Origin of the sequence: Klenkia terrae, from assembly GCF_037083865.1 — a bacterium.
Classification (GTDB): Bacteria; Actinomycetota; Actinomycetes; order Mycobacteriales; family Geodermatophilaceae; genus Klenkia; species Klenkia terrae.
This window is the reverse complement of record NZ_JBAPLV010000001.1, coordinates 1-21,579: the sequence shown is the minus strand read 5'-3', so window position 1 is coordinate 21,579 and position 21,579 is coordinate 1. Positions and strand designations below refer to the sequence as shown.

The window sequence follows — 21,579 nt, the reverse complement described above, 5'->3', positions numbered from 1 at the left end:
CCCGCCGCGGTGGTGTGATCACCTGCGTGCCCGAACCCGAGGACGACGCCCGCGCCTGGCTGCTCACCACCGCCGAGCGCGACAACCCGGCCACCGCGATCCCGGCCTGGACGGCGGGGAACGACGCCGTCCCGCTGGTTCACGGAGCCGCCTACTTCGACCGGCTGGTCGACGCCGTGGAGGACCTCGGCCCCGGCGACCACCTCTTCTTCACCGACTGGCGCGGCGACCCGGACGAGAAGCTGCGCCCCGACGGCCCGACCGTCGACGAGCTGTTCTCCCGGGCGGCCCGCCGCGGCGTCTGCGTCCGCGGCCTGGTCTGGCGCTCGCACTGGGACGGGCTGAGCTTCTCCAAGGAGCAGAACGCCAGCCTGGACCGCGAGCTGGAGGAGGACGGCGCGGTCGTCGTCCGGGACCAGCGGGTCCGCCGGCTGGGCAGCCACCACCAGAAGCTGGTGATCTGCCGGCACCCGCAGGACCCCTCCCGCGACATCGCCTTCGCCGGCGGCATCGACCTCGGGCACACCCGCCGGGACGACGCCGAGCACCGCGGCGACCCGCAGCCGCAGGACATGTCCGACGCCTACGGGGACACCCCGCCCTGGCACGACGTCCAGCTGCAGCTGCGCGGGCCCGTCGTCGGCGTCCTGGACGACTGCTTCCGGGAGCGCTGGGACGACCCGACCAGCCCGGCCTCGGAGAACCCGGTGGCCTGGCTGCACGACAAGACTCTGCAGTGGCTGGGCCGCAACCAGATGGACGCCACCCCGCTGCCCGAGCAGCCGCCGGCGCCGCCGGAGTGCGGGCCGCACCTGGTGCAGACGCTGCGCACCTACCCCAAGGTCTGGCCGGCCTTCCCGTTCGCGCCGGAGGGCGAGCGGTCGATCGCCCGCGGCTACACCAAGGCACTGACCCGGGCGCGCCGGCTGGTGTACCTGGAGGACCAGTACCTGTGGTCCACCGACATCGCCGACCACCTGGCCTCCTCGCTGCGCGAGCACGAGACGCTGCAGCTGGTCGTCGTCGTCCCGCGGGTGCCCGACCAGCAGGGCGCGTTCTCCGAGCGCCCGCAGCAGCACGGCCAGGGCCAGGCCATGGAGCTGCTGCAGGAGGCCGCCCCGGGCCGGGTGCACGTGTTCGACCTGGAGAACCACGAGGGGACGCCGGTCTACGTGCACGCCAAGGTCTGCGTCGTCGACGACGTCTGGGCCGAGGTCGGCAGCGACAACATGAACCGCCGTTCCTGGACCCACGACAGCGAGCTGTCCAACGCCGTCCTGGACCCCACCCAGGACCCCCGCGAGCCCCGCGACCCCGCCGGGCTCGGCGACGGCGCCCGCACCTTCGCCCGGGACCTGCGCCTGGAGCTGGGCCGCGAGCACCTGGACCGCACGGACGACGAGGGCCTGCTGGACCCCGACGAGTTCGTCGCCGCGTGCGTGGCCACGGCCGACGCGCTGGAGGCCTGGTACGCCGGTGGCCGGGTGGGGCCGCGCCCGCCGGGCCGCATCCGCCCGCACCGCCGTCCCGAGCTGACCCGGGTCGAGCAGCTGTGGGCCACCCCGCTGTACCGCCTGGTCCACGACCCCGACGGCCGACCGCTGCGGCTGCGCCGTAGGCACACCTTCTGACCGGGCGCTGCTACGGTGGCGGCGTGCGCGGCAGCCTCCTCCTTATCCGCCGCGGCGAGGCCCTCTCCTAGGTCGGCTCCCTCGCCGCGGTGATCGCGCGTGCCCACCCCGCGCTGCCGGACCGCACACCTCGGCACACCAGGAGAGCCACCGCCATGAGCACCCACCCGCACGCCCGCAACACCCAGCAGCCCTCGGCGATGCCGATCGGCAAGTACGCGCCGTTCGCCGCCGTCCCGCTGCCCGACCGCACCTGGCCCGAGCGCACCACCACGGTGGCCCCGCGCTGGTGCGCGGTCGACCTGCGCGACGGCAACCAGGCGCTGATCGACCCGATGACCCCCGACCGCAAGCGCCGGATGTTCGAGCTGCTGGTCGGCATGGGCTACAAGGAGATCGAGGTCGGCTTCCCCGCGGCCAGCCAGACCGACTACGACTTCGTCCGGCAGCTGATCGAGGACGGGCTGATCCCGGACGACGTCACCATCCAGGTGCTGACCCAGGCCCGCGACGAGCTGATCGAGCGGACCTTCGAGTCCTTGGTCGGGGCGAAGCAGGCGATCGTGCACCTGTACAACTCGACGTCCACGCTGCAGCGCCGGGTCGTCTTCAACTCCGACAAGGCCGGCATCGTCGACATCGCCGTCCACGGCGCCCGGCTGGTGCGCAAGCTGGCGGAGGGCATGCCGGAGACCGAGATCCGCTACGAGTACTCCCCCGAGTCCTTCACCGGGACCGAGCTGGAGTTCGCCGTCGAGATCTGCGACGCGGTCACCGACGTCTGGGAGCCCACCCCGGACAACCCGACGATCCTCAACCTGCCGGCGACCGTGGAGATGGCCGAGCCGACCGTCTACGCCGACCAGATCGAGTGGATGCACCGCAACCTGGGCCGCCGGGACTCCGTCGTGCTCTCCCTGCACCCGCACAACGACCGCGGGACGGCGGTCGCGGCCGCCGAGCTGGGCTACCGGGCCGGCGCGGACCGCATCGAGGGCTGCCTGTTCGGCAACGGCGAGCGGACCGGCAACGTCGACCTGGTGACCCTGGGGCTGAACCTGTTCAGCCAGGGCATCGACCCGCAGATCGACTTCTCCGACATCGACGAGATCCGCCGCACCGTCGAGTACTGCAACCAGATCGGCGTGCACGAGCGGCACCCCTACGGCGGCGACCTGGTCTACACCGCGTTCTCCGGCTCCCACCAGGACGCGATCAACAAGGGCTTCGCGGTGATGAAGGCCGACGCCGCGGCCGCCGGGGTCGGCGTCGACGACATCCCGTGGGCCGTGCCGTACCTGCCGATCGACCCCAAGGACGTCGGCCGCAGCTACGAGGCCGTGATCCGGGTGAACAGCCAGTCCGGCAAGGGCGGCGTCGCCTACATCATGAAGACCGAGAACCAGCTGGACCTGCCCCGGCGGCTCCAGATCGAGTTCTCCGCCGTCGTGCAGCGGCACACCGAGGACGAGGGCGGCGAGGTGACCGCGGAGCAGATGTGGTCGGCGTTCTCCTCGGAGTACCTGCCCGACCCGCACGCGCCCTGGGGCCGGCTGGCGCTGACCGGGCACCGGCACGTCGCCGGCGGTGGCGGGCCCGACGAGATGACCGTCGAGCTGACCGACGACGGCGTCCCGGTGAGCCTGACCGGTCGGGGCAACGGCCCGATCGCCGCCTTCGTCGACGCGCTGCACGGCATCGACGTCGACGTCCGGGTGCTGGACTACGCCGAGCACGCCCTCTCCTCCGGCGGCGACGCCCGGGCCGCGGCCTACGTGGAGTGCGCCGTCGGCGAGCGCGTGCTGTGGGGCGTCGGCATCGACCCCAACATCGTGTCGGCGTCCCTGCGCGCGGTCGTCAGCGCCGTCAACCGCGCCCTCCGCTGAGGTAGCCGGCGCGGGTGAGCCGCGCTGTGGTGGGGTGAGCCGCCGTCGACCGCGGCTCACCCCGCACCACCGCGGCTCACCCTCGCCGTCCACAGGCGGAGGCGGCATCCACAGATGTCGTCGCAGCACCCCTGACCTCCGTCGGGGCAGGCAGCCTCGCCGCATGACCGCGCTGCAACCTCGCCCGTCGACGTCGTGGACCGAGCAGGTCTTCAGCCGGGAGCAGGCGCGGGCTGCGGGATGGACCGACGCCGAGGTGCGCAGCAGGCTCGCCTCCGGCAGCTGGACGGCCCTGCGCCGCGGTCTCTACTGCGCGACGGCCGACCTGGACGGGGCCACCGCGGGCCGTCGCCTGCACCTGGAGCTGCTCGCCCTGCAGCGGCACCTGGACCGGCCGACCGCCGCCTTCAGCCACCGCACGGCGGCGCAGCTGACCGGCATCACCACGTTCGGGGCCGGGGACGGCGAGCACCGACTCGTCGACCCCACGCGGTGGCGGTCCGGCGCCGACTACCGGATGACCCGTGCCGAGCTTCCGGTGGGCGACCTCGCCCGCCGCGGCCCCTTCACGGTGACCAGTGCTGCCCGCACCCTCGTGGACCTCTGCCGCGAGCTCGACGAGCTCGACGCGGTCGCCACCCTGGACCGCGCCCTGCTGCGCGGGCAGGTCACCCGCGAGGCCCTCGACCTCGCGGTGCAGCGGGCACGGTTCGTCCGCGGGACACCGCTGGCCCGTCGGGCGGTGGAGCGCTCGAACGGTCGGTCGGAGTCGTGGCTGGAGAGCGCGTGGCGGGTGCGGCACCTGGCTGCCGGGCTGCCCGAGCCGGAGCTGCAGGTGGAGATCTGGGCCGGCGGACGGCTGGTCAAGGTGCTCGACGGGTACCTCCGCGCCCAGGCGATCGGCTTCGAGACCGACGGGAAGATCAAGTTCACCGACCCGTACGGCGGTCGGGACCCGGCAGAGGTGCTGTGGGCCGAGAAGCGGGCCGAGGATGCTGTCCGGGCACTCGGCATCCGGGTCGTGCGGCCGACGATGGTGGACATCGGGTCCGGCTGGGCGGCGTTCGAGGCGAGGGTGGCGCGGGAGGTGGCGGCGCCCGTGCCGGCGCTGCAGCCGTTCACCGCGGTGCAGCGCGACATCGGGCGGCTGCGGCCGCCGACGTCCCGGGGGTGAGCCGCGCCGTGGTGGGGTGAGCCGCCGTCGACAGCGGCTCACCCCTACCACCGCGGCCCACCCTCGCCGGAAGGGCGCTAGGAGGTGGTGCGGGAGTCGGCTTCGGGGCCGTCGGCGGGTTCGTCGGCGTCCGGGTCGCCCTCGGGGTGCACCGGGTGCGGGCGGTCGGGCAGCGGCGCCGGCGGGGTGCCCAGCTCGTCGACCAGCAGCAGGTCCCGGCGCACGTGCCGGCGGCGGTAGGCGATCCGGCTGACCATGTGCGCGCTGACCGGCGCGGTGATCAGCTGGGACACCGCGACCAGCACCAGCATCCACACGATCGGCTGACCGGTGAGCCGGATGACCGCCCCGGTCATCACCAGCAGCACGCCGAGCACCTGCGGCTTGGTGGCCGCGTGCATCCGGTTGAGCACGTCGGGGAACCGGACCAGGCCCAGGCCTGCGGTCAGGCAGAGGAAGCAGCCGGCGACCAGGCAGATCGAGGCGACGAGGTCGGCGGCGTTCACGGGGTGCCCTCCGGGCGGCCGGCGAGGTCGGCGTCGGACGGGGTGGCGTCGGCGGGGGTCTCGGCGGCGACCAGCATGCCGCCGATGTAGCGGGCCACCGACACCGAGCCGACGAACGCCAGCAGGGCCACCACCAGCAGCACCGGCTCCAGCGAGATGTCCCGGTAGACCGCGCAGTAGACGGCGATACCGCAGGCGATGGTCACCAGCAGCGCGTCGGTGGACACCACCCGGTCCAGCAGGGAGGGCCCCATCGCCAGCCGGGCCAGGATCAGCACGGCCCCGGCGCCCAGCAGCGCGAAGCACACGATCGCCACGACGGTCACTGCTGGCTCATCCTCTCGGTCCCCTCGGTCTCCGGGGTCTGCGTGCCGGGCTCGTCGAGCCGGGCGATGTCCTCGGCCGAGCCGAAGGCCCGCACCACGCGGTCCTCCATGCCCAGCACGTTGGCCCGCTGCCGCTCGACGTGCTCGAGGTCGCGCACCTGCACCAGGTGGATCGCCATCACCGAGTGCTCCCGGTCCAGGTCCAGCACCAGCGACCCGGGCACCAGCGACAGGGCCTCGGCGATGACGGTGAGCAGCAGGTCGGAGTCGGTGCGCAGCTGCACAGTGATGATCGCCGAGCGGTGCCGGCCGGGCCGGAACGCCAGCCAGGACACCTCGACGCTGGAGATCAGCAGGTCGACCAGGAACCGGCCGACGAAGCGCATCGCGGCCAGCGGGCGGAACCGGCCCGAGGCCTCCACCGCCGGCAGCGGCAGCAGCGTGGTGACCACCAGCGCGACGGCGGCGCCGCCGAGCAGGTTCGCCCAGGAGAACGTGCCCCACAGCAGGTTCCAGACCACGACCAACCAGACCAGCAGCGGCAGCTGGTGGCGCAGCCGGGACACCCGCGCGGTCACCGGATCTCCTGGTCGCCGAAGACCGACTCGAGGTAGGGCGTGCGGTCCAGCAGGTCGGTCGCGGCCCGGTCGGCCACCCCGTACAGGACGCCGCCGAACACGGTGATCGCCAGCGTGACCGCCACGAACGCGGCGGTGGCGGCGACCATGGTGCGCGGCAGCCGGTTCTCCGCGATCTCGGCGGTGGTGGTGGCGGTGCCGGCCGCCGGGCGGACCTCGGCGACGTCCTCGTCGGCGGTGTCCACCGAGCGGGGCCGCCAGAACGCCCGGCCCCAGACGCGGGCGATGGCCACCAGGGTGAGCAGGCTGGTGACGACGGCGCCGCCGACCAGCACGTAGGGCCCCACCCCGCCGACCGCGACGCCGGCCTCCAGCAGCCCGAGCTTGCCGATGAAGCCCGACAGCGGCGGGATGCCCGCCAGGTTCATCGCCGGCACGAAGAACAGGATCGCCAACAGCGGGGACGCCTTCGCCAGCCCGCCCAGCTTCTCGGTGTTCGTCGTCCCGCCGCGGCGCTCGACCAGGCCGGTGGCCAGGAAGAGCGTGGTCTGGATGGCGATGTGGTGGACGACGTAGAAGATCGCGCCGGCGAAGCCGGCCGTCGTCCCGAGGGCGATGCCGAACACCATGTAGCCGATGTGGCTGACCAGGGTGAACGAGAGCATGCGCTTGACGTCGGTCTGCGCGACCGCGCCGAGGATGCCGACCACCATCGTGGCCAGCGCCGCCCACAGCAGCAGGTCGTCGAGCGCGCCGTCGGGGAACAGCAGCGTGTTGGTCCGGATGATCGCGTAGACGCCGACCTTGGTCAGCAGCCCGGCGAACACCGCGGTGACCGGCGCCGGGGCGGTCGGGTAGCTGTCGGGCAGCCAGGCCGACAGCGGGAACACCGCGGCCTTGATCCCGAACGCGACGAGCAGCATCGACTGCAGCAGCACCTGGGTGCCCGCCGGCAGCTCGCCCAGCCGGACGGCGAGCTGGGCCATGTTGACCGTGCCGGTGGCGGCGTAGACCAGCCCGATCGCGGCCAGGAAGACCAGCGAGCTCATCAGGCTGACCACCACGTAGGTGATGCCGGCCCGGATGCGGCCCGCGGTGCCGCCCAGGGTGAGCAGCACGTAGCTGGCCGCCAGCAGCACCTCGAAGCCGACGTAGAGGTTGAACAGGTCCCCGGCCAGGAACGCGTTGCTCACGCCGGCGACCAGCACCAGGTAGGTCGGGTGGAAGATCGACAGCGGGGTGTCGGTCTCGTCCCCGTCGGCGACACCCTGGCCGACGGCGAACACCAGGACGCCGAGGGTCACGGTGTTGGCCACGACCAGCATCAGCGCGCTCAGCCGGTCGACCACCAGCACGATGCCCAGCGGCACCGGCCACCCGCCCACCGACACCGACGTGGCGCCCTGCGAGTCGGCCATCACCAGCAGCGACACCGACACGGCGAGCACCGCGCTCAGCACGACGATGCTCAGCGTCCGCTGCAGCTGGGGGTGCCGGCCGACCAGCAGCGCGCCGGCGGCCCCGAGCAGCGGCAGCAGCACCGGCAGCGGGGTGAGCACCCGGATGACGTCGTCCATCAGTACTTGTCCCGCCCGTGGCCGCCGGCGGGGGTCCGACGGACCTCGCCCACGGCCTTGGCCTCGGCCGACTCGTTCTCGGCCTCGACGGCCCCCGCGAGGCCCAGTGCGACGTCGTCGGAGGGGGTCTCCGGATCGTCGCGGCGCGGGCCGGCCTCGACGGTGAACCCGTCCCCGGGCCCGCGGTCGGCGGGGTCCATGAGCTCGGGGTCGCGCTCGTCGGCGTCGATCTCCTCGCGGGTGGCGACCCGGAGGTCCTCGGCGTCGTCCTGCACGACCTCGTCGCGGACCAGCCGCCACGACCGGTAGATCATCGCCAGCACGAACGCGGAGATGCCGAACGTGATGACGATGGCGGTGAGCACCAGCGCCTGCGGCAGCGGGTCGTTGATCGCCGACTCGTCGTCGACCGGGAGGATCGGGGCGAGCCCGGCCACCCCGCCGGCGGACAGCAGCAGCACGTTCGTGGCGTTGCCCAGCAGGAGGAAGCCCAGCAGCACGCGGGTCAGGCTGCGGTCCAGCAGCAGGTACACGCCGGCGGCGTAGAGCCCGGCCACGATGACCGGCAGCACGATCGTGGGGGTCATCGGTCGCCTCCCTCGGGGGTCGGGGGTCGGGGGTCACCAGGTCGGGACGCGCCCACCCCGGCGCCGACCGCACCGGTGCCGCTGCCGTCGCCGTCCTCGGAGGGCCGGTCGTCCTCGTCGTCGTCGGCCTCGTCGTCGGCGTCGATCTGCGCGCCGAGGCTGCGGAGGACGTCGAGCACCAGGCCGATGACGATCAGGTAGACCCCGGTGTCGAAGAACAGCGCGGTGACGAGCTTGACGTCGCCGAGCACCGGGAAGGTGCCCTGCAGGATCGTGGTCTGCAGTGCGTCGGCGCCCAGCACCAGCCCGGCGATCCCGGTGCCGCCGGCCAGCAGCAGACCGCCGCCCAGCAGCTTGCCCGGGTCGACCGGCGCGGCCTCGCCGAGCTCGTACCGGCCGCCGGCGAGGTAGCGCAGCACCAGCGCGAGGCCGGCGACCAGGCCGCCGGCGAACCCGCCGCCGGGCACGTTGTGCCCGCTGAACAGCAGGTAGACGCTGAGGACGACGATCGTGTGGAACAGCACGCGGGTGACCACCTCGAGGATGACCGACCGGCGCTGCGGGGCCAGGGTCGCGCTGGCGGCCAGCCAGCGGTCGCGCGGTGCGCGGCGGGCGGCCTCGGAGGTGCTGACCTCGCCGGTGGCCCGGGCGACCGAGCCGGTGCGCTCCCGGAGGAAGACCAGGCTGGCCACGCCGGTGGCCACCACGACGAGCAGCGACACCTCGAGCATCGTGTCCCAGGCCCGGATGTCGACCAGGATCACGTTGACGATGTTCTCGCCGCCGCCGAAGTCGTAGGCCTGCTGCGGGTAGTCCACCGACACCGGGGTCGCCGTCCGGGCGCCGAGCGCCACGATGCCCACCCCGCCCATGAGCAGGCCGACGGCGACGGCGATCAGCCCGCGGGCGGTGCGCTCCTTGGCCCGGTGCCGGTCGGAGATGTCCTTGGGCAGCTTGCGCAGGACCAGCACGAAGGTGACCAGGGTCAGCGTCTCGACCAGGAACTGGGTCAGCGCCAGGTCCGGCGCCCCCTGCAGGGCGAACAGCAGGCCGACCCCGTAGCCGGTGACCCCGACCACCAGCACCGCCGACAGCCGCTGCCGGATCCGGACGGCCAGCGCCGCGGCACCGAGGACGACCAGGCCGATCAGCGCCTGGGCCGGGGTGTCCCAGGCGCGCAGGTCGTCGGGCCAGGGCGCGCGGAAGACCAGCATCGAGCCCGGCAGCGCGACCAGCACGACCAGGATCACGCCGAGGTAGGTGGGCAGCGACCCGCGCTGGGTGGTCCGGGTGGTGTTCTGGGCCAGGACGTCCAGGCCGCGCATGGTGTGCCAGTAGCCCTCGTCGGCCGAGGCGTCGACGGCCACCCGGCGCTGCAGCCGGGCGACGAGGTCGCGGGCGGCGAACAGCGCCAGGCCGCCGCCGAGGGTGACCAGGGACAGCAGCAGCGCCGGCTGCCAGCCGTGCCAGAGCGCCAACTCCTCGGCCTCCTCCGCGACCAGCGGCAGGGTGTCGGCGTAGGGCGCGACCAGCGGCTCGAGCAGCCCGGAGAACGGCCCGGCGAGCAACCCGAGGACGGCGAGAACGGCGGGCGCGGCGAGGAAGGCCGGTCCCGGGCGGTGCAGGTGCTCAGGGCTCGGCCGGTCGGCGGCGCAGCGCCGCAGCGACCCGCCGGTGCCGAAGGCGCCCCACAGGAAGCGCGCGGTGTAGGCGACGGTGAGCACCGACCCGAGCAGCAGCCCGAGCAGGGTGAGCGAGGCCCAGACCCGGCTCTCCAGGCCGCCGTCGAGGAAGGCGGTGAACGCCGCCTCCTTGCCGACGAAGCCCAGCAGCGGGGGCAGCCCGGCCATCGACGCCCCGGCCAGCGACGCGATCACCGCCAGCACGGGCAGCCGCTTCCCGAGGCCGTTGATCTCGCGGAGGTCCCGGGTGCCGCAGGTGTGGTCGACCACGCCGACGACGAGGAAGAGCGTGGACTTGAACAGGCCGTGGGCCAGCAGCATCGCGATGCCGGCCGCGGCGGCCTCCCGGCTGCCGGTGCCGACCAGCACCATCAGGAAGCCCAGCTGGCTGACCGTGCCGAAGGCCAGCAGGAGCTTCAGGTCGTACTGCCGCAGCGCCCGGTAGCCGCCCAGCAGCATGGTGGCCAGGCCGAGCCCGATCACCACCGGCTTCCAGCCCGGGGTGTCGGCGAAGCCGGGCGCGAGCCGGGCGACCAGGTAGATGCCGGCCTTCACCATCGCCGCGGCGTGCAGGTAGGCGCTGGTCGGCGTGGGCGCCTCCATGGCGGCCGGCAGCCAGAAGTGGAAGGGCACCATGGCCGACTTGGTGACCGCGCCGGCCAGCACCAGCAGGACGCCGACGGTCACCACCGGGCCGGTGCCCGGGTTCGCCACGACCTCGCTGAGCAGGTAGCTGCCGCTGGCCTGGCCGATCATGATCAGCCCGACCAGCATGGCCAGCCCGCCGGCGGTGGTCACGATCAGCGCCTGCTGCGCGGCGCGGCGCCCGGCGACCTTGGCGCCGCTGCCGCCGATCAGCAGGAAGGAGAAGACGGTGGTCAGCTCCCAGAACACGTACAGCAGGAGCATGTCGTCGGCGACGACGAGACCGAGCATGGAGCCGGCGAAGGCCATGAGGACGCCCGCGAACCGGCCCAGCCCCTCGTCGCCGGGCTCGAAGTACCGCGCGCAGTAGACGAAGACCAGCGCGCCGACCCCCGTGACCAGCGCGGCCACCGCCAGCGCGAGGGAGTCCAGTCGCAGCGTGACGTCGAGGTCCAGCGCCGGGATCCAGGTGGTCCGCTCGTCGACGGTGCCGCCGTCCAGCACGGTGGACAGCTGGGCGGCCAGCCACGCGAACCCGGCAGCCGGCACGAGGGCCAGGGCGTAGTACGCCGAGCGCCCCCACCAGCGCACCAGCAGCGGCGCCAGGACGGCGGCCACGAGGTGTGCGAGGAGGAGCAGGCCCACAGGTCTCCCGGGGAGATCGGACGCCGATCGGCGCGCGCGTTCGTTTCGTTCGATTTACAGTGTGCCCCGTGGACCACCACCTGCGCGAGTCGACGGTGCACCCGCCGTCCGCTCCGCCCGCGCTGCCGCGCGGCCCGTGGTGCCTGCGCGGGGTGGACGGGACGGAGATCACGCTGCCCGCGGCGCTCGCCGAGGCCCTGGAGTTCGTCGCCGACGCCTTCGTCGACGGGGCCGCGGTCACCCTGACCCGGCACGAGCGGATGGTGACCACCCAGGAGGCGGCCGACCTGCTGGGGGTCAGCCGTCCGACCCTGGTCCGGATGCTCGACCACGGGCTGATCCCCTACGACCAGCCCGGCAGCCACCGCCGGCTGCGGCTCAGCGACGTCCTGGACCACCAGCGCCGCTGCCACCACGAGGAGCCGGCTCCCCCACCCGCGTGAGCCCTAGGCGTCGGCGAGCTCGGCGGCCTCCAGCCAGGCGGTCTCGACCTGCTCCTTCTCGGTCTGGACGGCGATCAGCTGCGCGTTGAGCTCGGCGACCTTCGCGTGGTCGGTCGCCGCGTCCAGCAGCTGGCCGTGCAGCTTCTTCTCGTCGGCGTCGAGCTTGAGCATCCGGCGCTCGAGCTTCTGCACCTCCTTGCGGGCGGCGCGGGCCTCGGCCGCGCTGACCACGGGCGCCTGCGCCGTCGTCCCGAGGCCGTTGGAGGCACCCGCGGCCGTGGTGAGCGGCGCGCCGCCGGCGGCCCGCCGCCGCAGGTACTCCTCGACGCCGCCGGGCAGCTGGGCCAGCGAGCCGTCACCGAGCAGCGCGACGACGGTGTCGCAGACCCGGTCGACGAAGTACCGGTCGTGGCTGACCACCAGCACCGTGCCGGGGAACCCGTCGAGGAGGTCCTCCAGCGCGGTCAGGGTGTCGATGTCCAGGTCGTTGGTGGGCTCGTCGAGGATCAGCACGTTGGGCTCGGCCATCAGCAGCCGCAGCAGCTGCAGCCGTCGCCGCTCGCCGCCGGAGAGGTCCCCGACCGGGGTCCACTGCCGGCTGGCCGCGAAGCCGAACCGCTCGGCCAGCGTGGAGGCGGAGATCTCCTGGTTGCCCAGCCGGGCCACCCGGGCGACGTCCTGCACGGCCTCGAGCACGCGCGCCTTGGGCGGCAGCTCGGTGACGTGCTGGGACAGGTAGGCCGCCGACACGGTCTGGCCGGTCTTCACCTCGCCGGCGTCCGGCTGGTTCTCCCCCACCAGCAGCTTCAGCAGCGACGTCTTGCCCGCGCCGTTGACCCCGACGATGCCGATCCGGTCGCCCGGGCCGACGTTCCAGTCCAGGTCGCGGAACAGCGTGCGCGGCCCGTCCTCGGTGGGGACGGCGTAGTCGACGTGCTCGAGCTCGAAGACCGTCTTGCCCAGCCGGCGGGCGGCGAAGTTGGCCAGCGCCAGCTTGTCCCGGGCCGGCGGCTCGTCGGCGATCAGCGCCTGGGCTGCGTCGATGCGGAACTTGGGCTTGCTGGTCCGGGCCGGCGGGCCACGGCGCAGCCAGGCGAGCTCCTTGCGGACCAGGTTGAGCCGGCGCTCCTCGGTGACGCTGGAGATCCGGGCGCGCTCGGCGCGGGCCAGCGTGTAGGCGGAGTAGCCGCCGTCGTAGGCGTAGACCGAGCCGTCGGCGACCTCCCACGTGGTCGTGCAGACCTCGTCGAGGAACCAGCGGTCGTGGGTGACGACCACCATGCCGCCGGCGCGCTGCTTGACGTACTCGGCCAGCCACGCGACGCCCTCGACGTCCAGGTGGTTGGTGGGCTCGTCGAGGACCAGCAGGTCCAGCGGCCGGACCAGCTGCGCGGCCAGCGCGACGCGGCGGCGCTCGCCACCGGACATCGGCGCCACGGGGGCGTCCAGGCCGAGCCGGTCCAGCTCCAGGCCGGTCAGCACCGAGCGGACGGCGGGGTCGGCGGCCCACTCGTGCTCGGCGGCGTAGCCGGAGAGGACGACGTCGTGCACGGTCGTGCCCTCGGGCAGCGTGCCGGCCTGGTCGAGGACACCCATGGCGATGTCGTTGCGCATGGTGACCCGGCCGGAGTCGGGCGGCTCGGCCCCGGTCAGCACCGACAGCAGGGTGGACTTGCCCCCGCCGTTGCGGCCGACGACGCCGATCCGCTCGCCGGCGGAGATGCCGAGGGAGACGTCGTCGAGCAGGGAGGTGGTGCCGTGGGCCTTGGAGACGCGTTCGAGCGAGACCAGGTTGAGCGGAGTCGTCATGAGGACTCCATCCTCCCAGGTCCCCGCCACCCACTCCGCACGGCGTGGATCAGGTCCGACGACGGGCGTGCATCCTCAGCCGCCGACGTCGGTGGCCCAGGATGCATGCTGCTCGTCGCAGCTGATCGACGCCGGGGACGGCGGCCGTGGTCCCGGGCCTCAGGCCAGGCGGGTGACCTCGACGACGACGGAGTGCCCCTCGCTGCGCGGGCCGGAGAAGATGCCCTTCAGCGGCGGCACGTCCTTGTAGTCCCGCCCACGCCCCAGGGTCACGTGCCGGGTGCCGATCTCCACGACGTTGGTCGGGTCGTAGCCGGTCCAGGAGCCGTCCCACCACTCCACCCAGGCGTGGCTCTCGCCCTTGACCGCCTCGCCGATCGGCGCGCCCGGCTTGGGGTGCAGGTAGCCCGACACGTAGCGGGCCGGGATGCCGAGGGAGCGCAGCAGGCCCACCGACACGTGCGCCATGTCCTGGCAGACGCCCTTGCCCGACGTCCAGGCCTGCATGGCGTTGGTCTTCACGTTGGTGGACCCGGACAGGTACTGCATGTGGTCGTGCACGAACCGCGAGATCCGGTGGCCGGCCTCGCGCGGGTCGGCGTCCCCGATGACCTCGCGGGCCGCCCGCACCACCGGCGGGTCCATGGCGGTCAGCCGGGTCGGGGCCAGCATCTCGCCGAACCGGTCGACGACGTCCCGGTCGGCCAGGGCCTCCCAGCTCACCACCGCGGCCTGCTCCGGCTCGGGACCGGCCTCGACCACCGACGTCGCCACCACGGCGAGCTCGCGGTGCGGTCCGTGCAGGTCGAACGCGGTGACCGTGGAGCCCCAGTAGTCGCGGTAGGCGTGCATGGTCGCGGCCGGCTCGACCTCGACGCGCGAGCGCAGGGTGGTCTGCCGGGTGGTGTTCTCCGGCGTCATCCGGGCCTCGTTGTAGGAGCTGCGGACCGGCCCGGCGTAGGAGAACTTCGTCCGGTGCACGATCTGCAGCCGCCACCGCTCGACCCCCTGGGCGGGCGCCTGGCTCTGCAGCTGACCGGTCTGCGGCACGGCGGCGCGGGGCAGCGGACCGGTCACCGGTTCGGGGAGCCGCTGGCTCTGGGACTGGGACATCGAGGTCACCCCACGCCTTCCGGGACCCACACCTGCGGGGCCTGCTCGGTGAAGAACCTGCTGGTGACCGCCTCGCTGGCGGCCGAGCAGGTGCGCTGCAGCTCGTCGAGCCGGGTGGGCAGCTTGGCCAGGATCTCGTCGGTGCCCATGAACTCGAGCATGGTGCGGGCGCGGCCGACGATCCGGTGCGCCTCCCCCGAGACCCCGATCCGGTGGCCGTCGCGGACGTTGGAGCGCTCCAGCTCGGCCAGGCAGCCCTCGGCCTGCTCGAGCGCGGCGAACACCGACCGCGGGAACAGCCGGTCCAGCAGCAGGAACTCCGCCGCCCGACTGGAGTTCACCGCTCCCCGGTAGGTGCGCAGGTAGGGCTCGTAGGCCCCGGTCGAGCGCAGCACCAGCGTCCAGGACGGCGCGGCGTCCCCGGCCAGGACGCGGGTGGACAGCATCCGGCTGGTCATGTCGACCCGCTCCAGCGAGCGGCCGAGGATGAGGAACAGCCAGCTCTCGTCGCGGCTCATCGTGGCGTCGGCCAGGCCGAACACCATCGCCGAGCGCTCCCGGACGAACCGGTAGAGCGAGTGCGGGCCGTAGCGGCGGGCCATCGTGCGCTGCTGCGGCAGCGCGTTGTGCGTGACGTTGAGGGACTCCCAGATCTCGGCCGAGAGCACCTCGCGGGCACCGCGGGCGTTCTCCCGGGCCGCGGACAGCGCGCCGACGATCGAGCTCGGGGCGACCCGGTCGAAGGCCAGGGTGGCCAGCACCCGCTCGGTGTCGGCCTCCTCCAGCGGGCAGGGCACGCCCATCAGCGCGAGCAGGTTGTGGCAGGCCCGCTGCTCGTCGATCCACGGGTCCTCGACCAGCCGCTGGGTGTGCACGTCGAGGATGCGGGCGGTGTCGTCGGCCCGCTCCACGTACCGACCGATCCAGAACAGCGACTCCGCGATCCGGCTCAGCACGACGTCACCTCCTGCTGCTGCTGCTGCTGTTGCTGCTGGCCCTGGGCGACCGCGTTGTCGTTGGCCGGGCCCGGGTCCTGCGCGGGGGGCTCGGCGGGCAGGTCGGCGGTGGTGAACTCGATCTGGGTCCGGTCGGGCACCGGCTCCTCCACCGGGCGCGGCCCGGAGATCACCCAGGTGTCCTTGGAGCCGCCGCCCTGGCTGCTGTTGACCACCAGCTCCCCCTCCGGCAGCGCCACCCGGGTCAGGCCACCGGGCAGCACCCACACGTCGGTGCCGTCGTTGACCGCGAACGGCCGCAGGTCCACGTGCCGCGGGGCGATCTTGCCGTTGATCAGCGTCGGGGACGTCGAGAGCCCGATCGGCTTCTGCGCGATCCAGTCCCGCGGGGCGGCGCGCACCTTGACGGCCAGCTCGGTGAGGGTCTTCTCGTCGGCGCGCGGGCCGATCACGATGCCCTTGCCGCCGGAGCCGTCGACCGGCTTGAGCACGAGGGAGTCCAGGTTCGAAAGCACCCACTCGGTGGCGTCGACGTCGTCCAGGCGGTAGGTGTCGGCGTTGGCCAGCACCGGCTCCTCGTCCAGGTAGTAGCGGATGAGGTCGGGCACCCAGGTGTAGATCAGCTTGTCGTCGGCGACGCCGTTGCCGACGGCGTTGGCGATGGTCACCCGGCCGGCGCGGGCGGCGTTGAGCACGCCGGCGCAGCCGATCACGGAGTCCGACCGGAAGTGCACCGGGTCGAGGAACTCGTCGTCGATCCGCCGGTAGATGACGTCGACCCGCTGCTGGCCGTCCGTCGTCCGCATGCTGACCTGGCCGCCGGAGCACACCAGGTCGCGGCCCTCGACCAGCTCGACGCCCATCTGGCGGGCCAGCAGGGCGTGCTCGAAGTACGCGGAGTTGTAGACGCCCGGGGTGAGGACGACGACCGTCGGGTCCCCGACCGTGGAGGGCGCCGAGGCCTTGAGCGCGGCGAGCAGCTTGGTCGGGTAGTCCGCGACCGGCTGGATGCGGTGGTCGCCGAACAGCTCGGGCAGCACCTGGCTCATCGCCGCGCGGTTGGTGATCACGTAGCTGACGCCCGACGGGCTGCGGAGGTTGTCCTCCAGCACCCGGAAGTCCCCGGCCTCGTCGCGGACCAGGTCGATGCCGCTCACGTGCACGCGGACGCCGTTGGGCGGCACCAGCCAATGCGCGGCGCGGTGGAAGTGCGCGCTGGTGGTGATCACGCTGCGCGGCACGATGCGGTCGGCGAACACCTGCCCGGCGCCGTAGACGTCGGCGAGGAACGCCTCCAGGGCGTGCACCCGCTGGGCGACGCCGCGCTCGATGTGCGCCCACTCGTCGGCGCCGATCACCCGCGGCACGATGTCCAGCGGGAAGGGCTGCTCCTCGCCGGCGTGCGCGAAGGTGACACCCGCGTCGCGGTAGGTCTGGCTCAGCACGTCCGCGCGGGCGGCGAGCTCCTCGCCCGACATGGGTTGCAGGGAGCTGAAGAGCCCGGCGTACGGCGGCCTGGGCTGGGCCGGCGCGCCGAACATCTCGTCCCACTGCTCCCCGAGGGGGTAGCCGTCGAAGAGGTCCGCCATGCGGCGAACCTAGTTCCCGGCCGTGAACGGCGCGTTTCGGCGCGCGCGGAGGACCGGTCAGCGGTTCTGCAGGGCCTCGAAGAGCACCGTCTGCAGGTCGTCGGCCTCCACCGCGGGGTAGGCCGCGCCGCCGGTGGCCTCGGCGATGCGCTGCAGCACGCCCTGGTCGGCGTCCGGGCCGATGCCGACGGCGACCACCTGCACCGGCCGGGCCGGGTCCACCTCGGCGGCCAGGGTGGCCAGCAGCTCGTCCTCGCCGATGCCCGACGGGTCGTCGTCGGTGCCGTCGGTGAGCAGGACGACGGTGTTCACCGCGCCCGGGTCGTAGGACTCCCGCGCCGACCGCACGGCCGCCAGCGCGGTGTCGTAGAGCCCCGTCCCGCCGGCGGTGAGCAGGTCGGGCAGCTCGCCGAACCGGTCGGCCAGCAGCTCGCGCTGGGTCTGGCCGTCCACCGGGGTGCCGAAGGGCCGCAGCGGGACCAGCTCGCGCCAGTCCTGGGCGCCGTCCAGCCGGGCGGCGAAGACCCAGAGCCCGCCGACGGTGCGGTCGGGCAGGACGGCCAGGGCCGAGGTCAGCGCGTCGCGGGCCAGCGTGGCCCGGGTGCCCTCGCCGAGGGCGGCGTCCATGGAGGCGCTGGTGTCAACGACGGTGAGCAACCGGCTGGGCGTGGCCAGGTCGGCGAGCCGGCCGGGCAGCGCGGCCACCGCGTCGGCGGCGAGCTCCCAGACCGGCGGCTGCGCGGCGTCGCCCGCGGCGCGGCCGGTGGTGTCCCGCCAGCCGGCGTCGCGGACCGCGGTGCCGTCGGCAGCCGTCGCGGCCAGCCGCTCGAGCACCGCGTCGACTGCGGGGTCACCGCGTCCGGCGGCCGTGCGCAGCACCGGCAGCGACAGCACCGGGGCACCCTCGGACGGCACCACCACGGCCAGGTCGCCGGCGCCGTCCGCCGAGGCCGCGGCGACCTGCTGCTCGGTGGCCACCACCACGGGCGCGTCGTCGGCACCGGCGACGGCCGCGGCGAGCGCCTGCTCGGTGCCGGTCCCGGCGCGGCCGGCCGACACCACGGCCTGCACCACGGCCGTGTCCCCCAGCTCACCGGGCCCGGCGCTGGACTGCAGCGCGGCAAGCGCGATCAGCCCGGCGGCCTCGGACGGGCCGGGCAGCACGGCCCGGCCCGCGGCCTCGGCCCAGGTCGGCGGCGTCGTCGACCAGCCGAGCCCGTCGGCCACGGCCCGGCTGGTGGCCACGACCAGGGAGGTCTGGCCCAGCTCGGTCCCGTCGGCGTCGACGGTCGCCCCGGCCCGGGTCGCCCAGGACACGTCGTCGGGCACCCAGATCTGGGGCTGGGTGCCGAGGTCGCTGCCGGCCAGGACTCCCGAGGTCTGCAGCGGCGGCTCGGTGCGCACCTCGGCGACCGCGCACCGGTAGCCGCCGATCGGGATCGGCCCGGCGAGCTGGTCGCGGACCAGCGCCCCGATCTCGGGGACCACGGTCACCCGGACGGCGGCGTCGACCCGGCAGGCCTCGGCGTCGGCGGCCGGCGTGGTCGCCCCCGACGGCCGGGTCACCACCCACACCACGGCGGCCAGCGCCAGGACGGTGACCACGGCGACCGCCACCGGCAGACCCCGCCGGCGGGGAGGGGTCGACTGCGCGTGCCGGGTCGGGGTGTGGCGGCCCATCGGGGAGGTCTCCTGGCTGCGGGGCTCGCGGACAGCCCGGTTGTCGCGGACGCTAGGCGGGATCGGCCCGATCGCCCCCCCGGTCACCCGGACGGAGGACGCCCCCGCCTGGGGTGTCGCGACGTCGTGTCACGCCCCGGGCACCGTCCGGCTCAGGCGGAGGCCCGCCGGACGAGCCGGGTGGGGCAGGTGCGGGACTCCGCCGGCTCGGCCCGGCCGTCGATCTGGCGACCCAGGAGCTCCACCAGCTCGGTGGTCATCACGTCCAGCGGCTGCGCCACGGTGGTCAGCGGCGGGTCGCTGGTCAGCGCCACGTCCGCGTCGTCGAAGCCGACCACCGCGACGTCCTCGGGCACCCGGCGCCCGGCCGCCCGCAGCGCCCGCAGCGCGCCCACGGCCATCGGGTCGGAGGCGACGAAGACCGCGTCGAGGTCGGGCGCCTGGTCCAGCAGCCGGGCCATCGCCGCCTCGCCGCCGGCCTCGGTGAAGTCGCCGTGCGCGACGAGGGCCGGGTCGGGACGACGGCCCGCGTCGGTGGTCGCGGCCACCCATCCCGCGTGCCGGTCGACGCCGGCGATCATGTCCATCGGCCCGGTCAGGACGGCCACCCGGGACCGGCCCAGGCCGATCAGGTGCTCGGTGGCCACCCGGGCGCCGCCCTGGTTGTCGGCGTCGACGTAGGCCACCGACCGGCCGTCGTAGGGCCGTCCGCACAACACCAGCGGGACGCCGGCCTCGGTGAGGATGTCGGGCAGCAGGTCCTCGCTGTGCAGTGACATCAGGACGACGCCGTCGACGTGCCCCTGCCGGGCGTAGCGGGCGATCTTCTGCTGCTCGCGGGCGTCGCGGGCGGTCAGCAGGACCAGGGTCAGCTCGGTCTCGGCGAGGGCGGCGGAGACCCCGTGCACGATGCTGGCGAAGAACGGGTCGGAGAAGACCTGGCTGTTGGGCTCGCTGAGCACCAGCGCGATGGTGTCGGTGCGCCGGGTGACCAGGCTGCGGGCCATCCGGTTGGGCACGTAGCGCAGCTGCGCGATCGCCGCCTGGACGGCGACCCGGGCCTCCGGGCTGACCTTGGGCGACTCGTTCACCACCCGCGACACCGTCGCCCGGGAGACCCCGGCCAGGAGCGCGACCTCGTCCAGCGTCGGCGGCCCGGTCGCCGGGGCGCTCGTCGTCAGGTCCGTGGTCACGGGGCCATCGTGCGGCACGGGGAGCCGTCTGGGAAGGGCTCGTGGAAGCGCTCCCACGAATTTCTCCCAGCTGCTTGACAGGCTGCTGTGACGCCAGCCACTCTCCATCTCGCAAGCCGTGAGAGCGTTCTCACGGCCCCCGTCGGAGGGCATCGGCGCACCGACCCGGCGGCTCACACTGGAGGTTCCATGTTGGTATCCCGGCGGGCTCGGGCGGCTGCTGCGGCAGCTGTGTCCCTCGCCCTGCTCACCTCGGCCTGCGGCGGCAGCGACAGCGGCGACGGCGGCGAGGACGGCCAGACCACCCTGACCCTGGGCCTCTACGGCACCTTCGGCTACGAGGAGGCGGGTCTCTACGACGAGTACATGGAGCTGAACCCGGACATCCGGATCGAGCAGAGCGTGGTCGCCCAGTCCGGGCCGTACTACCAGGCGCTGCAGACCCGGTTGGCCGCCGGCTCGGGCATGGCCGACGTGCAGGGCCTGGAGATCGGCTTCATCGCCGACGTGACCGCCAACAACGCCGACGCCTTCGTCGACTTCGCGGCGGCGAACAACGCCGACGAGCTGGAGGGCAACTACTACGACTGGAAGTGGGACCAGGCCAGCACCGACGACGGTCGGGTGATCGGCCTCGGCACCGACGCCGGCCCGCAGGCCATGTGCTACCGCCAGGACCTCTTCGAGCAGGCCGGCCTGCCCACCGACCCGGCCGCGGTCAGCGCGCTGTGGCCGACCTGGGACGAGTACCTCGCGACCGGGCAGCAGTACCTCGCCTCGCCGACCCGGCAGCAGGACAGCGCCTTCGTCGACAGCCCCAACAGCGTCTTCGCCCCCGCCGTCCGGCAGGGCGACACCACCTACGCCGACGAGGACGGGAACCCCGTCGTCGAGGACAGCGACGGGGTGCAGACCGCCTGGGGCCTGGCCAGCCAGGCCGCCGGCGACGGGCTGACCGCCCGGCTCGCCCAGTTCAGCGACGAGTGGAACGCCGCCTTCACCAACGGCGCGTTCGCCACGATCGCCTGCCCGTCCTGGATGCTCAGCTACATCACCTCGCAGATGGGCGACGAGGGCTCCGGGCTGTGGAACATCGCCACGCTGCCCGGGCAGTCGGAGGCCGGCAGCACCTGGGGCGGCTCGTGGCTCGGGGTCCCGAGCAGCGGTGAGCACGTCGAGGAGGCCACCGCGCTGGTCGAGTGGCTGACCGCCCCCGAGCAGCAGATCCGCATGTTCACCGAGCAGGGCTTCTTCCCGTCCAGCTCGGTCGCGGCCGACAGCCCGGAGGTAGCCGGTGCCACGAGCGCGTACTTCAGCGACGCGGCCATCGGGCAGGTGTTCGGCGACGCCGCAGCCGCGGTCCAGCGCACCCCGATCAGCCAGTACGACACCCAGATCCAGGACGCCTTCTCGGCGGCCCTGACCTCGGTGGCCGACGGCAGCCGCGACCCCGACCAGGCCTACGCCGACGCACTGGCGGCCATCGAGCAGGTCACCGGCTGATCCCCGCGGTGGCCCGGGGGGGCACCCCCCCCCCCCCCCGCGCCCCCACCCCCCCC

General features: G+C 73.8%; 17 protein-coding genes. 5 read left to right on the top strand and 12 right to left on the bottom strand.

Features of this window, described 5'->3' with window-relative positions:
- Positions 1-26: 26 nt before the first annotated feature.
- The 3 genes from UXQ13_RS00085 (at position 27) to UXQ13_RS00075 (ending at position 4,691) form a co-directional block, all read left to right on the top strand.
- A complete protein-coding gene (locus UXQ13_RS00085; RefSeq protein ID WP_225234298.1) occupies positions 27-1,631 on the top strand; it encodes a phospholipase D family protein in 1,605 nt (534 codons plus the stop codon).
- A 155-nt stretch (positions 1,632-1,786) separates the two neighbouring features.
- Complete coding sequence (leuA, locus tag UXQ13_RS00080) at positions 1,787-3,517, top strand: 2-isopropylmalate synthase (RefSeq protein WP_225234297.1); 1,731 nt, start codon at positions 1,787-1,789, stop codon at positions 3,515-3,517.
- Between the two features lie 163 nt (positions 3,518-3,680).
- Entirely contained in the window at positions 3,681-4,691 is a 1,011-nt protein-coding gene (locus UXQ13_RS00075) for a hypothetical protein (protein ID WP_225234296.1), read from the top strand.
- A 77-nt stretch (positions 4,692-4,768) separates the two neighbouring features.
- On the opposite strand, the gene mnhG is transcribed toward UXQ13_RS00075, so the two are convergent.
- Genes mnhG through UXQ13_RS00045 form a run of 6 tightly spaced genes read right to left on the bottom strand, consistent with a single transcriptional unit; the run spans position 4,769 to position 11,237 of the window.
- Positions 4,769-5,197: a monovalent cation/H(+) antiporter subunit G gene (mnhG, locus tag UXQ13_RS00070; protein ID WP_336391593.1), complete on the bottom strand. Its 429-nt coding sequence runs from the start codon at positions 5,195-5,197 to the stop codon at positions 4,769-4,771.
- Positions 5,194-5,523, bottom strand: a complete 330-nt coding sequence (locus UXQ13_RS00065) for an MrpF/PhaF family protein (RefSeq protein ID WP_225234294.1) — start codon at positions 5,521-5,523, stop codon at positions 5,194-5,196. Before UXQ13_RS00065 ends, mnhG begins: the two co-directional genes overlap by 4 nt.
- Positions 5,520-6,101 carry a Na+/H+ antiporter subunit E gene (locus tag UXQ13_RS00060; RefSeq protein WP_225234293.1) on the bottom strand — a complete coding sequence of 194 codons (582 nt, stop codon included), beginning with the start codon at positions 6,099-6,101 and terminating at the stop codon, positions 5,520-5,522. Before UXQ13_RS00060 ends, UXQ13_RS00065 begins: the two co-directional genes overlap by 4 nt.
- Positions 6,098-7,678, bottom strand: a complete 1,581-nt coding sequence (locus UXQ13_RS00055) for a Na+/H+ antiporter subunit D (protein ID WP_225234292.1) — start codon at positions 7,676-7,678, stop codon at positions 6,098-6,100. Before UXQ13_RS00055 ends, UXQ13_RS00060 begins: the two co-directional genes overlap by 4 nt.
- Positions 7,678-8,265 carry a Na(+)/H(+) antiporter subunit C gene (locus UXQ13_RS00050; RefSeq protein ID WP_336391592.1) on the bottom strand — a complete coding sequence of 196 codons (588 nt, stop codon included), beginning with the start codon at positions 8,263-8,265 and terminating at the stop codon, positions 7,678-7,680. Before UXQ13_RS00050 ends, UXQ13_RS00055 begins: the two co-directional genes overlap by 1 nt.
- Complete coding sequence (locus UXQ13_RS00045; protein ID WP_336391591.1) at positions 8,262-11,237, bottom strand: Na+/H+ antiporter subunit A; 2,976 nt, start codon at positions 11,235-11,237, stop codon at positions 8,262-8,264. The genes UXQ13_RS00050 and UXQ13_RS00045 overlap by 4 nt, the downstream gene beginning before the upstream one ends.
- A 68-nt stretch (positions 11,238-11,305) precedes the next feature.
- Here UXQ13_RS00045 and UXQ13_RS00040 point away from each other — a divergent pair, with 68 nt between their 5' ends.
- Positions 11,306-11,680 carry a helix-turn-helix domain-containing protein gene (locus tag UXQ13_RS00040; RefSeq protein WP_225234289.1) on the top strand — a complete coding sequence of 125 codons (375 nt, stop codon included), beginning with the start codon at positions 11,306-11,308 and terminating at the stop codon, positions 11,678-11,680.
- A gap of 3 nt (positions 11,681-11,683) precedes the next feature.
- On the opposite strand, the gene UXQ13_RS00035 is transcribed toward UXQ13_RS00040, so the two are convergent.
- From UXQ13_RS00035 to UXQ13_RS00010, 6 genes are all read right to left on the bottom strand, one after another.
- On the bottom strand, positions 11,684-13,489 hold the full coding sequence (locus tag UXQ13_RS00035; RefSeq protein ID WP_225234288.1) for an ABC-F family ATP-binding cassette domain-containing protein: 1,806 nt from the start codon (positions 13,487-13,489) through the stop codon (positions 11,684-11,686).
- 159 nt (positions 13,490-13,648) lie between these two features.
- Positions 13,649-14,602: a transglutaminase family protein gene (locus UXQ13_RS00030; protein WP_225234287.1), complete on the bottom strand. Its 954-nt coding sequence runs from the start codon at positions 14,600-14,602 to the stop codon at positions 13,649-13,651.
- A gap of 5 nt (positions 14,603-14,607) precedes the next feature.
- On the bottom strand, positions 14,608-15,558 hold the full coding sequence (locus tag UXQ13_RS00025; RefSeq protein WP_225234286.1) for an alpha-E domain-containing protein: 951 nt from the start codon (positions 15,556-15,558) through the stop codon (positions 14,608-14,610).
- The gene (locus tag UXQ13_RS00020; RefSeq protein WP_225234285.1) at positions 15,552-17,147 is read right to left on the bottom strand and encodes a circularly permuted type 2 ATP-grasp protein; all 1,596 of its coding nucleotides are present in this window, start codon (positions 17,145-17,147) and stop codon (positions 15,552-15,554) included. The genes UXQ13_RS00025 and UXQ13_RS00020 overlap by 7 nt, the downstream gene beginning before the upstream one ends.
- Before the next feature lie 57 nt (positions 17,148-17,204).
- The gene (locus UXQ13_RS00015; RefSeq protein ID WP_225234284.1) at positions 17,205-18,827 is read right to left on the bottom strand and encodes a VWA domain-containing protein; all 1,623 of its coding nucleotides are present in this window, start codon (positions 18,825-18,827) and stop codon (positions 17,205-17,207) included.
- A 152-nt stretch (positions 18,828-18,979) separates the two neighbouring features.
- Positions 18,980-20,020, bottom strand: coding sequence for a LacI family DNA-binding transcriptional regulator (locus UXQ13_RS00010; RefSeq protein WP_225234283.1), 1,041 nt, complete (start codon positions 20,018-20,020; stop codon positions 18,980-18,982).
- Positions 20,021-20,251: 231 nt separating this feature from the next.
- Between UXQ13_RS00010 and UXQ13_RS00005 the strand changes: the two genes are divergently transcribed.
- On the top strand, positions 20,252-21,523 hold the full coding sequence (locus UXQ13_RS00005) for an ABC transporter substrate-binding protein (protein ID WP_225234282.1): 1,272 nt from the start codon (positions 20,252-20,254) through the stop codon (positions 21,521-21,523).
- Positions 21,524-21,579 lie beyond the last annotated feature (56 nt).

Coding starts and splice junctions, on each gene's coding strand:
- leuA (WP_225234297.1), top strand. CDS start 1,787: ATGAGCACCCACCCGCACGCCCGCAACACCCAGCAGCCCTCGGCGATG.
- UXQ13_RS00075 (WP_225234296.1), top strand. CDS start 3,681: ATGACCGCGCTGCAACCTCGCCCGTCGACGTCGTGGACCGAGCAGGTC.
- UXQ13_RS00055 (WP_225234292.1), bottom strand. CDS start 7,678: ATGGACGACGTCATCCGGGTGCTCACCCCGCTGCCGGTGCTGCTGCCG.
- UXQ13_RS00050 (WP_336391592.1), bottom strand. CDS start 8,265: ATGACCCCCACGATCGTGCTGCCGGTCATCGTGGCCGGGCTCTACGCC.
- UXQ13_RS00035 (WP_225234288.1), bottom strand. CDS start 13,489: ATGACGACTCCGCTCAACCTGGTCTCGCTCGAACGCGTCTCCAAGGCC.
- UXQ13_RS00030 (WP_225234287.1), bottom strand. CDS start 14,602: ATGTCCCAGTCCCAGAGCCAGCGGCTCCCCGAACCGGTGACCGGTCCG.
- UXQ13_RS00020 (WP_225234285.1), bottom strand. CDS start 17,147: ATGGCGGACCTCTTCGACGGCTACCCCCTCGGGGAGCAGTGGGACGAG.
- UXQ13_RS00015 (WP_225234284.1), bottom strand. CDS start 18,827: ATGGGCCGCCACACCCCGACCCGGCACGCGCAGTCGACCCCTCCCCGC.